Source organism: Paenibacillus sp. MB22_1 (assembly GCF_047200555.1).
GTDB classification, from domain to species: Bacteria; Bacillota; Bacilli; order Paenibacillales; family Paenibacillaceae; genus Fontibacillus; species Fontibacillus phoenicis.
Window position 1 is genome coordinate 255,074 of sequence record NZ_JBLADV010000002.1, and the last position, 14,497, is coordinate 269,570.

Below are 14,497 nucleotides of genomic sequence, written 5' to 3' on the forward strand. Positions count from 1 at the left end.
ACTATAAAAACCGAAGCATCACGGAGCACCGACATCGACCACTTGCCATTTTTGCCGGTCCAGCGCCGGATCCGGTTCGTTCAAGTACAAGGAGCCGCTGTCCGCCGAAGCTTCAAGCGCTTGCTGGTTGTGAAGCGACAGAATGGCTACCGTGCCGTCGCCATTGTCGCGAAGCAGCCAGCGCTGATTGTCGTAGCCGAGATAATCGTACAGCTGGAGTTTGTTTTGCCCGGTATCGAGGTCCAAAGCTTTGCCTCCCGCGGCGGTGCGAATCGAATAGGAGCCCAACTCGTCTCCGGTCGGCACCATAACCCAAGTCCGGGAGGACGCCTCCCCATCCCCGGCCGGGAGCAGCGCGACCGGTTCGCCGTTTTCCGCTTTCGCTGCATACAGCGACGTGTTCGCGCCGGCGTTAACGAAGCTTGTCTTCCGCAGCTTGGCCTGCTCCACCCGGCTGACGTTGACGTTTTGGTAATACGCCGCGCCGCCAAAGACGTGAAGGCCGAAATGCCCTTCCGCAAACGTTCCGTCGGTAAGGTCAATGATCCCTGCACCATCCACGGAAATCCGGATACGCGGCCCGTCCGCTTCGATAACGATGGCGTATTTCTTTCCCTGCTGGATGAATGCCGGCACGTTGGCCAGCACCTGGCGGTCGGCAAATGCGCCATCGATTTTGTAAAACAAGCGGAAGGCTTTCATATTCGGATCGATATTAAAATAGTACCCGCTGCGCCCGTCCCGGCTCGCCCGGAATAGAACTGAGCCCGCTCCGCCCTTTTCGTCCAGCGTCATTTCGGCCTCATATACAAAATCCCCGGCCGTCTCCTCCGCCACATAGTGAGCGTCGCTCCAGTAGCTGCCGCGGATGCCCCGCTCCGTCGCCACCCAGGAGGATGCCGCCAAATCGGGAGCCCAGCCGATCAGATTCGTATGGAACTCCCCGGCAAACACCTTCACCGGTACGCTGGCCGACGCTTTCCCGTTCGGAGTGGAGGCGGTAATCACCGCCTCTCCTTGGCCGGCCGCGCGAATCACCGCCTGCCGCTGATCGAACGAGGCGATGGCCACGACTTGCGGATCGCTCGTCTCCCAGCGGATCGGCTGATTTTGGTTGACGTCCGAACCGCCGCTGCACCCGCCTTTCACGCCGCCGTTCACCGCCGCATACAAGGTCCGGGTGTCCCCCAGCCCCATTTGCTGCGGGCTCGTGTCCATCACGATGGAGGTTTGGCTCTCCGCCGCCTTGTTCCATACGTTTGTTAGTGCGTGCACTTTCAAGGAAACCACGTTCACCTCTCCACCTACAGTAAAAAGGCTCATTTCACGGTGCGCAGGATCGGGAAAAATCACCTCCGAAAATACTACGCGGCCATCCCCTCCGAATACCTCCAGCGAGGAATCGTCCACGTAAATCCGCAGCTTCACGCGCCGGTTGTCCGGCTGAAGCGGCGCCTGATGAAGCGTGCTGAACCGGTCGGAGAAGCCGGTGTCGCCGGAAAGGGAGCGATCCACGTAAATCTCGTTCTCTTTTGTTTTGTACCCGACGACCGTCCGCTTTCCGGCTCCCTCCCGGAGGCGGAAACCAAATTCGCTCACATTGCTGGCCTGGGGAATTTCAATTTCGGCTTCAATTTCATAGGCTCCGGAGGACACGCCTTTCAGTAAATTCTCCCTATCCGCTTGGACGAGGCGGTCCGACGCCGCAAACAGCAGCTGGCCGCGCAGCGATTCCAGCTCACGGATCGGCGCCTGTGCCAGGCGGATTCCCTCGTTCGTCTTCTGCAGCGTTAACTCGCGCGGAATGCTTAGAACCCCCTTCCAACCCTCGGTCGGAAAAGCAAACGGGTAATCCCAGTTCGTCATCCAGGCCAGCATTACCCTGCGTCCATCCGGCATACCGGCAAAAGACATAGAGGCGTAGTACTCTTTTCCGTAATCGGTCGCCAGCACCTTGCCGGCAGGGTTGTCGTTAACGAACTTGCCTTCGGGAGTAAGCTCCCCAATAAAATACTCCGCCGACGAACCCTGCGTATTCGGGTTGGCACCCGTACTGATCATGAGCACCCATTTTTTCTTGACCGTACCGTCCACAGCCAGTTGGAACAAATCGGGGCACTCCCACACGCCGCCGCGGACATAAGCCCCGTATCCGAAGTTGTCGGTCAGCGTCCAGTCGATCAGGTTGGTCGAAGTGAAAAAGCGGATATGGTCGCCGCCGGACACAACCATAACCCAGCGGTTATGTTCTTCGTCCCGCACGACCTTGGGATCGCGAAAATCCCATCCTCCCGGATCGTCCCCCTGCTTGCCCGGATTTTCGATCACGATCGGGCGCTCTGCGGCGTACTCCCAGGTGCGGCCGCGATCCTTGCTGTACGCCAGCCCAATGCGCTGGTTGCCGTTCGGGCGGTCCGGATTATAGGAAGTATAATAAGCAAGCAGGCCTTTGCCCCCGGAATCCGCGAACAAGCCGGAGGCATTGTGGAGATCGGCGACGGCCGAACCCGACCAGACATGGCCCAAATCGTTCCAGGGCAAAGCGATGGGCAAGCGCTTCCATTGAACGAGATCGGTGCTGACCGCGTGCGCCCAAGTTCCGCCATCCTGATGAAACAGATGGTATTCCCCTTCGTAATAGACCAGTCCGTTCGGATCGCTTGCCGACCCGCGGGCGGGCGAATAATGGTAGTCGGGGCGGTATTTTTCCATATAATAATCATTGGCCGCAGTCAAATAGACGTCCTGAAAATATGCCGCTCCCCCGGATACCGCAAATCCCGCGTGACCGTCCGCATAACTATTGTCAACGGCATCCACAGCCGGTTCGGTGTATCCGTCCACATAGACCTGAATCCGGCTCCCGAGCGCATGGATTTCCAGATGGTGCCTTGCTTTGGAAGCTGACGGGTAAGCACGTTCCGAGGCCGCGATGACGCGGCCGTCCGCTTTTCTCAGCTCCGCCCAAACCTGGCCGCCGTCTTTTCGCAAAGCCGCCTCGTATCCGTCCGTCCCCTGCTCGTTCGCTCTGAACCGCAAACCAGCATCCCCCTGATCGGCGGCAAAAGACACGTTTCCTTCCAGCACGAGATCCCGTTCATAACCCTCATATATCCGCAGAGCCCGCCGGGAACCGTCCGCCGTTCCCAGCTCCCCCCGCAGGTCCGGCTGCCAAGCTCCCGAACTCGCGATCGCCGCGCCTAAATTGCTGTTCAGTTCGCTGACCTTCACGTTCTGAAACAGCGCGGAACCGTCCCAAACGTTCAGGCCCAAATACCCGGAAGCGTAAGCCTCATCATGCACGTCAATTAACGGTTCATAGCGGTCTCCCCAATACACCTGAAGTCGGCTTCCTTCGGCCTTGACCTTTAGATGATAGATTTCTCCCTCGGCCAAATCCACCCGCCGTTCTTCCCGCAGCTTGCCTTCTCCGCTCGCGTCCTTTAGCCGGATCAACCCCGCGTTCAGCACGAGTTGAAGCATGTAGGAGGACCAACCGTCCTGATTGGAGCGGAATACCAACGTGGCGTCCGCCTGCCTCTCCGTTACCATGACGTCGGCTTCATAGATAAAATCGGCCGCCCGGGTTTCCGTCAGGGCCATCACGTTCTCCCTCGGCTCCGAGACGAGCAGAAGCCCCTGCTCCACCGTCTCCATTCGGCCTTTTCCCTCGATTCGCCAGCCAGTCAAATTCGTCTCTAATTTGGTTGCGCTTTCAAAAATTGCGTTAGCCTCCTTTCCCGTTTCCGTCTCCGCACCTGCCGCCCGGACTATCCCTGCATCAAGCCCGGCAAAAATAAGTGCGGAGGACAAAAGGATGGATAATACGGATTTGCTTTTGCCCATGACACACCCTCATTTCCTAGTGAGAGATACAAACAACTTCGGCTTCCGGTACAGGAGGGCATGGATCACGGCCACGCCTCCCTCCGGCACGCCCTCTTCGCCGTTTTCTTCGCTTTCGCTTAAGAAGAAGGAAGCCGCCCGGTTAACGCCTTCAGCCCCAATGCCAGAGCGCCGCAAAGCCCTGCCTGCTGCCCAAGGCCGGGAGGCACGATATACTCCTCCATGCGCTCCAAAATCTCGCCGGCGTTTACGTACCCGTTCAGGTTCCGGCGCACTGCCTCCCGGATCAACGGAAACAGCTGGGGCTGCTGCATGACCCCGCCTCCCAGGATGACCTTTTCCGGCGAGACCAAGAGCATCGCCCCCGTAATCGACTGGGCAAGATAAAACGCCTCGATTTCCCAAGCGGGATGATTCCCTGGCAGCTCATCCCCTTTGACTTTCCAGCGGGCTTCGATCGCAGGCCCCGCCGCCATGCCTTCCAGGCAATCGCCGTGATACGGGCAGCGGCCCGCGAAATCATCTCCCGGGTGCCGCCTTACCGGCACATGGCCGCCCTCCGGATGAACCAGCCCATGCACCAGCCGGCCTTCCAGATAGACGCCGATCCCAACGCCCGTTCCCACCGTATAATACAGGCAGCTGTTCAGGCCCCGGGCGGCCCCCCACGCCGCTTCCCCCAGCGCGGCCGCGTTCACGTCGGTATCCCAGCCCAAGGGGACCGAGAATTCGCGGCTCAGCGCGCCGAGGAAATCGAACCGGCTCCAACCGGGTTTCGGCGTTGTGGTCACATAGCCGTAGGTGGGGCTGTCTTGCCGAAGATCGATGGGGCCAAATGACCCGACCCCAATCGCCTCCACCCGTTTGTCCTTCAAATAAGCAATCGCTTTGCCAAGCGTAATCTCCGGACTTTCTGTTGGAAAACTGATGCTGTCCTCAATCACACCATACTCATCCCCAATGCCGCAGACGAATTTTGTCCCGCCAGCCTCAATTGCTCCTATGCGCATTGTCGTTGTCTCCTTTTTTGATACAGTACTAAGGTGGTCCCGCATCTTGTATATTTCATCGGCCTCATTTAACGACCGCTTATGGTGCAAGCTCATAAATCGTCAGCAACTTCAGAACAAATTCCGTTTCCGCCGCCAGAGATATGCCGGTGGCCTCCGGTCCAGGGAAGATCAGATCGGTAATGACCGCCTCCCCGGCATTGGCAAACACTTCGACGGAGGCTCGGTCCACGAAAATGCGCAGCTCGAGCTTTTCCCCTGCGGAATGCAGCTTGGCTGAGTGTACGCCGCGGAATTGCTCGTGGAACTCATGCTGCCCCGACTTCGTGCGGTCTACATAGACCTCACCGGAAGCCGCGTTCACGCCGACAACCGTCTCCTGGCCATCCCCCGCTCTGACCTTAAAGGCAAAGGACGCGCCGGGTGCAGCTTCTGCAACCAGTTCGAAGCTGTCCAGCCGCAAGGAACGCAGTGCGACTTCCACTTCCCCGGCAGCGACATTCGCCAGGCTGAGCACCGTTCGGCGCACACGCTCCAGTTCTCGAACTGGTCTCTGCGTTAGAACGGTCGTTCCGTTACGGGATTCTAACGCAAGTTCCCGCGGTACCGTCATCGCGCCTCGAAATGATTCCGTCGGTGTCAGCTGTGCATACTTCCAGTTGCTCATCCAGCCAATCAGCAACCGTCTGCCATCCTCTGCTGGAATATCGGACCAACTAACGCCCGCGTAATTATCCCGGCCATGGTCCAGCCAGCGGACATTCCGCGAGTCTTCGTCGGGCGTGAATGTCACGCCGTCGAAATCCCCGGTAAAATACTGCGTTCTCGACCCTTCCGCATAAGCTGGATGATCGCCCACGCTGACCAGCATCACCCATTTTTGTCGGGAGGCATCCCCATCAACCGCCAGCGGGAACAAATCGGGACATTCCCAAACCGCCTCATGGAAACCGATTCCGCTGCCGAATTCGCTACCGAACGTCCATGTTTTTAGATCAGGAGAATGATACAGACAGACTGTCTGCCCGCAAGCTATGATCATAACCCAGCGCCGAGTACCTTTATGCCAAATTACCTTGGGATCGCGAAAATCAACGAAGCGTTCATGTCTCAACACCGGATTTCCCGCATATTTCGTCCATGTTCTGCCTTTATCCTTGCTGTAGGCGATGCTTTGAGTCTGGACGGGAGTTGTTCCTTCCGATTCAAGGTGATGTGTGAAAATCGCGACCATCCCCGGCTCCTCTCCGAAAAAGCCTGTGGTATTGTCCCAGTCCACTACCGCACTTCCCGAGAAAATTGTTCCGTTCTCGTCAGGGAAGAGCGCAATGTCAAGCTCCTCCCAATGAACCAGATCTTCGCTTACGGCATGACCCCAGTGCATTGGCCCGTGGACCGTTCCGTGTGGATAATATTGATAGAACAGATGGTATTCTCCGGCAAAATAAACCAATCCGTTCGGATCGTTCATCCAGTTCTTCTCCGGTGAGAAATGATATCTGCCTCTGTAGTTTTGCTTGGCGATTGTAGACATTCCAGCATCTCTCCTTCTATCCCTTAATGAAATCTTTTTTTCTATCAAGGAAATTCTCAATCACTTCTCCAATTACTACTTCGTTGCCCGGTCATAGCCGTCTTGTTTAATTTTGAGCCACTCCTGCAGTCCCAAACGATCCAGCTCCTGCAAATAACTGCTCCACTCCTCATCGATTTTGCCGTTTTGGTACCATTCAGTGCGCTTTCTCAGCACATAGGCGAAGAGGTCTGTCTCAATCGTCGTCAAGCGTTCCAGTTCATCGATTGAATGGAACACATTGGGCATCGCCTGCTCCGACTTCATATGTGGTGCCATAACCTCCTTGACGATTCGCATTCTTTCCTTGGCGTCATCTGGTACGGTGGTATATTTGCCAAAATAGCTGTCCAGGATCGCCAGCGGGCCACCGACGCTCGTTTTTTCGCGCAGTTCGACCGGAGCGGTTCCGTTTAGCGGTAAATGCTTCAGGCTGTTGCTTGCTTCGTCATACTCAAAGATATTTTGCTGTGTCTCGTCACCGTAAGTGCCCCAGTTGTTCTGTACAGATTGGATCGGTTCGTACATCTGATCCACCCATTTGGCCGTCGCCTCCAGGTTTTGATTAGCGCTCGTAATGACCATCCGGCCGCGGTGAAAGCCCAGCGCATTCGTTTGAGCCACATTGATTTCACCGCTCGGCCCGGCTAATGGCGGCATAACCTCGTAGCTGTCATTAGCGCCCGTGATATTGCTCTTATCCCAGGTGAAGTACAAGCCGTATCTATGGTCCTTGCCTTTAGCCAGATACGTGCTCCAGTCTTGCGTGTACGCTTCGACATCGATGAGTCCTTCTTTGTACAGCTCGTTGATATATTTCACGGCGTTTTTGTAGCCTTCTTCCGCTGGCGTAAATACGACCTTCCCTTCGTTCGTCACCACCGCGTGATCGGGATTTTCACCCAGGCCAAACGCGGCGAACAGAAACACCAAATCCTCGGCTCCCGGCTTATTGATAAAGGAGAGCGGAATTTCGTCAGCCTGCCCGTTTCCGTTCGGATCCTGGGTTTTGAAGGCGATCAGCACCTGCTTCAATTCCTCCGTCGTTCTCGGCATTTCCAGGCCCAGCTTGTTCAGCCACTCCACATTGATCCACGGAACGGCATCGACAGCCTGAATTCGCTCCTTGCCCGTGCCGAGCTCCTCGATCCACGGAAAAGCGTAAATGTTACCATCCGGCGCGGTGATCATCGCCTTGTATTCTGGCGCTTCGTCCAGTACCTTTCTGAAATTCGGCATATGTTGCTCGATCAGATCGTTCAAGGGGATAATCGCTCCGTCCTTGGCCAGCTTGAGCAGCTCATAATCGCTGTAGCCAGCGTCGAAAATTGCGTCGGGAAGATCGCCGCTGGCCATGGCGAGATTTCTTTTTTCCACGAACACGTCCTTGGTGAAGTTCTTCCAATTGATATGGACGTTCGTTTTTTCCTCCAGCCGCTTGAAAATCAGCTTGTCGTTAGGATTTGCGGGCGCCAGTGGCGAGCTTTGCGTCATCATGTTCAGCGTGATTTTTCCGCTCGGATCCGGCTCCTTGTCGGCTGAACCTGCACTTTTCCCATTGCCGCAGGCGGACAGCAGCAGAGCGGATGCAAGCACGGATAAGGATATGGCTTTGCACGTGAGTTTCAAATTTTGGCTTTTTTTCATTGTCTTTAACCTCCCGGATTTGTGCTTTAGGCAATGCTTTTATGTGCAGCCGGCCGTTATTTCAGGGAGCCGACCATGACACCTTTCTCGAAATATTTCTGAAAAAAAGGATACATTACGACGAGCGGAAGGCTCGAAATCACGATCGCCGCGTACTTGATCATCTCCGACAGCCGCTTCATTTCCGCCATAGCCAACTGGTCTGCAATCATGCCGGGATCGACCTGGTTCTGAATCAGAATCGAGCGGAGCACAAGTTGCAGCGGATGCAAGTTTGGATTGTCAAGGTAGATCATCGCGTCGAAATATGCGTTCCATTGGCCGACGAAGGCATATAGCGCGAGCACGAAAACGATCGGTTTGGAAAGCGGCAGCACGATGCGGAAAAAGATTTTCGCTTCGGAGGCGCCGTCGACGTTGGCGGCCTCCTTCAGTTCGTTCGGCACGCCTTTGAAAAACGTCCGGGACAAAATAATGTTCCATACGTTGACTGCGCCGGGGATAATCACCGCCCAGACCGTATCGATCATGCCTAACTCCTTGACCAGGAGATAAGTCGGAATGAGCCCGCCGCCGAAAAACATCGTGATCAAAAACAATGTCATAAAAAAGCGGCGGCCAACCAGTCGGTGATCTGAGAGGGCATAGCCCGCAAAGATCGATACCGTCACGGTGATCAAAGCGAAGGAGACCGAGTACAGTACGGCATTCGCAAATCCCCGGATCATCGCGGGATTGGTCAGAATCTTCTCATAACCGTCCAGCGTCCAGTCGGCAATATGGAAGGACAAGCCGCGGCTGAGAAGCACGGAAGGGTCCATGAACGAAGCCACGACAACATATATCAGCGGGACGACGACGATCAGTACGGCGAACGCTAACCCGGCGACGTTTAAAGCCAGTAGAAAACGGTCGAATTTCGAATGTTTGATGGGCATGGCAGTTGGCTCCTTTCGATAACAGTGCGAGTTCTACTGCCTCATCAGTAGAGACCTTCGCCCTCGTTCAGCTTTTTAACCGCAAAGTTCACGGTCACGAGCAAGATGACATTAATGATGGAGTTGAACAGTCCCACCGCAGCGGAGTAAGCGTAATCTCCGGACTGCAAACCGATTTTGTATACGTAGGTCGGAATGATTTCCGAGGTCGGCAGGTTCATGGCCGTCTGCATCAGGTAAGCCTTCTCGAACCCGATCGACATAATCCCGCCCGCAGCAAGGATGAACACGATCGCCATAATCGGACGGATCGTTGGCAAATCGATGTGGCGGATCCGCTGGAGCAGGTTGGCGCCGTCCAGGTGGGCTGCATGATGCAGCTCCGGGTCGACGTTCGCAAGCGCGGCCACATAAATGATGGAAGACCACCCCGCTCCGGTCCAGATATCCGACAAAATATAAATCCACCTGAAATACTCCGGGCGCGACATGAACATGATCGGTTCATTGGTGGACCAGACGAACAGTTGATTGATCGGGCCTGTTGGCGACAGGAAGATGAACAGCATCCCGACAACGACCACAACCGAGATGAAGTTGGGAGCGTACAAAAACAGCTGAATGTTCTTCTTCACCCCCGCCCGGCGGACCTGATTCAGCATCAGCGCCAGCAGGATCGGCACGGGAAAACTGAAGACAAGCCCAAGCAAGCTTAATTTAAGCGTATTCATAAAAATAACTTCAAAATTGGGCGAAGACAGAAACTTGTCGAAATTTTTAAGCCCCACCCAATCGCTGCCCAAAATGCCTTTGATCGGGCTAAAATCTTTAAACGCGATCACCGCACCATACATCGGCCCGTACTTAAAGATCAAGGTTAAGATCAAGGCCGGAGCAAGCAGCAAGTAGAGAAAACCGTATTTCCGCAAATATTCCAAAAGGCTTTGTCCGCGAGTTTTTCCAGGCACTGTCTTTCTCTGTCCGCCCTTTATTATGCTTTGCAATTTTTTTCCTCCGTTCCCCCATTTAGTTTACATTTTCTTAACAAGTAAGGGCTTGCATAAATGACATTTGCTAATTGGATGCACCCTGTTTCATTTACAATTTATCAAAGCAAATCATTGAAGTCAATACAATTTGTAAAAATATTATTTGTGCATTTGCTAAATATATTGCCACTTTTATTTCACAAAAACGCTTGTTTATTTGAAAAAAATGATAATTCGACCGAATTCGGCAAAAAAATCGTACAATTCTTACGTTCTATCCTAGGCTGAGTCAACGATTTCATCTCATATCTCAGCGATTTATTTGACAATCACAAGTTTTATAATGTAAACAACAATTGTGCATATGTAAAATTAATGTTGCTATTTTTTTTGATCTATTATACATTTGAGAGAGAACATACATAATCAAACCGCTATTTATCGTAATTGCGGCTTTTCATAGAGGTGAAATAATGGCGAAGGAAAAAGTAACGATTCAGGATATCGCCGATGCTTTGGGGATTTCCCGCAACACGGCCTCCAAAGCGTTGAACGGGAGCGAGAGCATCCCGGCGGAAACGCGCAATAAAGTGATTAGAAAGGCCATTGAGCTGAAATACAAGCAGTTTGCATTTATGGACAGCGACAGTCTATTGTCCAAGAGTTCGGGCAACATTGCTTTGCTGACGGAGAACTTGCCGAATACATCCCATTTCGGCTCCACCCTGATCAGCGGTCTGGAAAAAAGAATCAGCGCCGAAGGCTACAACCTGTCCATCCATATTATCAGGGACATTGAGCAACAGACCTTATCGTTGCCGAACAATTTCGACGCAGCCAATGTGGACGGCATCATCTGCATCGAGTTGTTTGACCTGGAATACAGCAAGCTCATCACCGAGCTTGGCATCCCGACCATCTTTATCGACTGCTCGGCTTACGTTTGCTATCCAGATTTTCGTGCCGACGTGCTGCTGATGGAGAATGAACACAGCACCTATCAACTTACCAAGAAATTGATTGATGGCGGGTACAAAACTTTCGGATTCGTCGGCGATTATAACCATTGCCGAAGCTTTAACGAGCGATGGACCGGATTTAATCGTGCGCTGACTGAAGCTGGCATAACCCTTGATTTGTCCCAGTGCGTGGTTGACGACGACCGATTCTTCTCTCATCCCGAATGGATGGACGAGCGGATGGCCGGGATACCGCATCTCCCTTCTGTTTTTGTCTGCGCAAACGACTACATTGCTGTCAGTGTCATGAAGGCTTTGAAGAACAAAAAACTGTCGATTCCGCAGGATATCGCCATCTGCGGTTTCGACAACGGCCCCGAATCCGTGATTGTCGAACCTCATTTGACGACAGTCCATATTTTCAGCAACGAGATGGGGATAAAGGCAGCCGAAATGCTTCTCTCGCGGATTAACAACCCGAATCAACCTTATCAGGTTTCCCATATCTACACCAAGCCAATTATCCGGGATTCCACGCCGAATATCATCTGAGGCTCTTTCCCATTATACTTGAGGTAATAGAAAGGCCGCCCTTCAAGGGCGGCCCGGATGATCTGAACCCCCTTTCTTTATAAAGAGCGAGGGCCCATATTATTTGATGCGATTATTATTGATTGGTCAGCGACTCAATATCAATGAAAGGTGTGGCGCCGCCCGTGACTTGCGGGAGCTTGCCGTCCCATTTTTCCAGCGCCTTCTCCTGCACTTCGATCTGCTTCAGCTGTACCAGCTCCGGCGTAACCTCCTGCTTCTTCAGCTTCAGCGCTTCTGCCTCGGCTTCGGCCTGAGCGATCTTCTGCTGCGCTTCAATCTGAATCCGCTTCAGGTCGTTGCTCGCTTTCAGCGCCTGCTGCTGAGCAACCTGCTTCGCTTCGATCGATTGGTTAAACGCGTCGGAGAACTTAAAGTTGACGATGTTAATTTCGTTAACGATCAAGTCATATTTGGCCAAACGGGAAGTTAAATGCTCGCTAATCTCCCCGGCAACCACATCGCGCTTGGCGATCAAATCCTCGGCTTGGTACCGTGCCGTCACCTCTTTGACGATTTCCTGCACAGCCGGGTTAATGATGACCGTATCGTAATTGCCGCCGATATTGTTCATCAGATTGTAGGCCGAATCCTTGTTCACCGAATAGTTGACGGCAACATGCGTCGAAACCGGCTGCAGGTCCTTGGATGATGCGGTCGTGTCCGTTTCCGTTTTGGTAACCTGCGTATTCACCTGAATGACGGTTTGAACAAACGGTATTTTGAAATGCATGCCCGGAGCCAAAATATTATCGTTTAACTTCCCGAACGTTTTGTACAAGCCGACATGACCGTATTCGACCTGCGCATAACTGTTGGATCCGACGATCAGGACGACGATGACGATGATGGCCGTAGAAATCCATTTCCCCACGGACATATTCCTCTTTGTTTGCTGCTGCGTACCTGTCTCCATATGAATCCCTCTCCCCTTAATATGTGGTCTAGCCGGACCGATTGACCGGCTAACTTTAATAAGTAATACGGAGAAGGCCGTCGCTTGGTGGCAAAAACTTGACAAAAGTGTGTCGGATTCATGTTAACCATCGTCTTCTACGTTCATCGAATACGGTTCCGCTGCCTTAAACCGCCGCAGAATGCAGCCCATCGCGTTTCCGGTGCTTCTTCCCGAACCGGGCGATCAAACCATGCTTCGGCGAAAAGAGCAACGCCAGCAGGAACAACATCCCGGCTACCGTTACCATTGAGCCGGCGATGGAAGCGTCCAGCCATTTGGCCGCATAGTAACCGCCGGCTGCGCTTATCGCCCCGATCAGCACGCTATAACCGAGCATTACACTCAACCGATCGGTCAGCAGATAAGCTGCCGAGGCCGGGATAATCAACATGCCGACGACCAGGATCGCCCCTACGCTCTCAAAAGAAGCCACCGTCGACAGCGATACGAGCCCCATCAGCAGATAGTGGAACAACGCAACCGGGATGCCGACTGCAGCCGCTAACGCGGGATCAAAGGCACATAGCTTAAACTGCTTGTAGAAGAGCAGGATGGCCGCGAGCACGATAAGCAGCGTCCCGCCCAGCATCCAGACGGCAACCGGCCCCATATCGTAGCCGTTCCAAATCCAGGTGTCCCATTGGACATAGGCGATTTCGCCGAACAACACGCAATCCAGGTCCAGGTCAATATGCGAAGCGTTCCGGCTGATCAGGATCACACCAACGGCGAACAGCGCCGTAAACACGATGCCGATTGAGGCATCGGATTGCAGGCCGCTTTGCTGCAGCGCCTGGATCAGGAACACGGTGATCAGCCCCAGCACGGCGGCCCCAATCAGCATCAGTAAGGAGTCCCGCGAGCTGCTGATCAGAAACGCGATGGCGATGCCAGGCAGCACGGAGTGGCTGATGGCATCCCCGACCATGGCCATTTTTCGCAATACCAAAAAGCAACCCAAAATTCCACACGTCGCCGCGACCAGCGTGCCGGTCAAAATAATCCAAAAATCGGCCATGTTATTCCGCTCCCCTCTCGGCTGCATTCACCGTGTTTCCAGCCTGCCGGATCATCGCCAGCTCCATCGGTTGCTGTATTTCGCTGCGGCTGCGCCAGCGGCGTATCCACTTGGCCAGCAGCCCCCGATTTGGCGCAAACACGGCGGAGACGAAAAACAAGGCGGTCGCCGCTAACACTGTCACCGGCCCAGTCGGCAGGTTCGACAAAGTGGAGCTGATCAGCGTACCGGTGACCCCTGACAGCGCTCCGAAAGCGCCGGCCAGCACGACCATCACACCCAGCGCGTCGGTCCAGTACCGCGCAGCAACCGCCGGGGTGATTAATAAGGCGGCTACCAGCACGACACCCACGGCTTGAATGCCCACGACAACCGCCACCACGGTCATCAGCAACAGCAACTGCTCAAGGAAGGCCACGTTAAGCCCCATGCCCCTCGCAAAGCCGGGATCAAAGCTCACCAGCTTCAACTCCTTAAAGAGCAGTGCGCATATCGCAATCAGCAGCACGGACACCGCACCCATCAAGTAAACGTCAGCCAGCATCATCGAAGCCGCCTGGCCAAACATGTATTTGTCGAGCCCGCTTTGGTTCCCGTTGCCGCTGTGCTGGATCTGGGTCAGCAGCACGATGCCGATGCCAAAGAACACCGACAATACGATTCCAAGCGCCGCGTCCTGCTTGATCCGCGTGTAGCGGGTAATGGCAGAGATGCCAAACGTCGCCGCCATCCCGGCGAGGATGGCCCCAAGCATAAACAGGCCCACCGATTTGACACCGCTTAGCATAAAGGCGATGCAAATCCCCGGCAGCGCGGCATGCGCTAACGCATCCCCAAGCAAGCTTTGCTTGCGAAGATAAGTGAAAGAGCCGATAACGCCGCTGCCCAAGCCGAGCAACAAAGATCCCATTAAGATCCATTGCAGGTTCGGATCCGTTATCCATTGCCATAATGTTGTTAGCATCGCA

10 protein-coding genes are annotated in these 14,497 nt (G+C 54.2%); 1 reads left to right on the forward strand and 9 read right to left on the reverse strand.

Features of this window, described 5'->3' with window-relative positions:
• Positions 1-18: 18 nt before the first annotated feature.
• The 6 genes from ACL02P_RS12890 to ACL02P_RS12915 form a co-directional block, all read right to left on the reverse strand.
• Positions 19-3,846, reverse strand: coding sequence for a GH32 C-terminal domain-containing protein (locus ACL02P_RS12890; RefSeq protein WP_412837436.1), 3,828 nt, complete (start codon positions 3,844-3,846; stop codon positions 19-21).
• A gap of 119 nt (positions 3,847-3,965) precedes the next feature.
• Complete coding sequence (locus ACL02P_RS12895) at positions 3,966-4,856, reverse strand: ROK family protein (protein WP_412837437.1); 891 nt, start codon at positions 4,854-4,856, stop codon at positions 3,966-3,968.
• 79 nt (positions 4,857-4,935) lie between these two features.
• Positions 4,936-6,390: a glycoside hydrolase family 32 protein gene (locus tag ACL02P_RS12900; protein ID WP_028539808.1), complete on the reverse strand. Its 1,455-nt coding sequence runs from the start codon at positions 6,388-6,390 to the stop codon at positions 4,936-4,938.
• A 75-nt stretch (positions 6,391-6,465) separates the two neighbouring features.
• Positions 6,466-8,076 (reverse strand): ABC transporter substrate-binding protein, encoded by a 1,611-nt coding sequence (locus ACL02P_RS12905; protein WP_339300089.1) that lies wholly within the window; start codon positions 8,074-8,076, stop codon positions 6,466-6,468.
• A 56-nt stretch (positions 8,077-8,132) separates the two neighbouring features.
• Positions 8,133-9,014 (reverse strand): carbohydrate ABC transporter permease, encoded by an 882-nt coding sequence (locus tag ACL02P_RS12910; protein WP_412837438.1) that lies wholly within the window; start codon positions 9,012-9,014, stop codon positions 8,133-8,135.
• 44 nt (positions 9,015-9,058) lie between these two features.
• Positions 9,059-9,982 carry an ABC transporter permease gene (locus ACL02P_RS12915; RefSeq protein ID WP_412838243.1) on the reverse strand — a complete coding sequence of 308 codons (924 nt, stop codon included), beginning with the start codon at positions 9,980-9,982 and terminating at the stop codon, positions 9,059-9,061.
• 494 nt (positions 9,983-10,476) lie between these two features.
• On the opposite strand from ACL02P_RS12915, the gene ACL02P_RS12920 reads away from it, so the two are divergent.
• On the forward strand, positions 10,477-11,514 hold the full coding sequence (locus ACL02P_RS12920) for a LacI family DNA-binding transcriptional regulator (protein ID WP_323077674.1): 1,038 nt from the start codon (positions 10,477-10,479) through the stop codon (positions 11,512-11,514).
• Positions 11,515-11,629: 115 nt separating this feature from the next.
• On the opposite strand, the gene ACL02P_RS12925 is transcribed toward ACL02P_RS12920, so the two are convergent.
• The 3 genes from ACL02P_RS12925 to ACL02P_RS12935 all read right to left on the reverse strand — a co-directional run bounded on the left by ACL02P_RS12925 (position 11,630) and on the right by ACL02P_RS12935 (position 14,493).
• On the reverse strand, positions 11,630-12,433 hold the full coding sequence (locus tag ACL02P_RS12925; RefSeq protein ID WP_323079134.1) for a prohibitin family protein: 804 nt from the start codon (positions 12,431-12,433) through the stop codon (positions 11,630-11,632).
• A gap of 202 nt (positions 12,434-12,635) precedes the next feature.
• Positions 12,636-13,529 (reverse strand): metal ABC transporter permease, encoded by an 894-nt coding sequence (locus ACL02P_RS12930; protein ID WP_009224758.1) that lies wholly within the window; start codon positions 13,527-13,529, stop codon positions 12,636-12,638.
• 1 nt (position 13,530) lies between these two features.
• Positions 13,531-14,493 carry a metal ABC transporter permease gene (locus tag ACL02P_RS12935; protein WP_260070551.1) on the reverse strand — a complete coding sequence of 321 codons (963 nt, stop codon included), beginning with the start codon at positions 14,491-14,493 and terminating at the stop codon, positions 13,531-13,533.
• Positions 14,494-14,497: the final 4 nt, after the last annotated feature.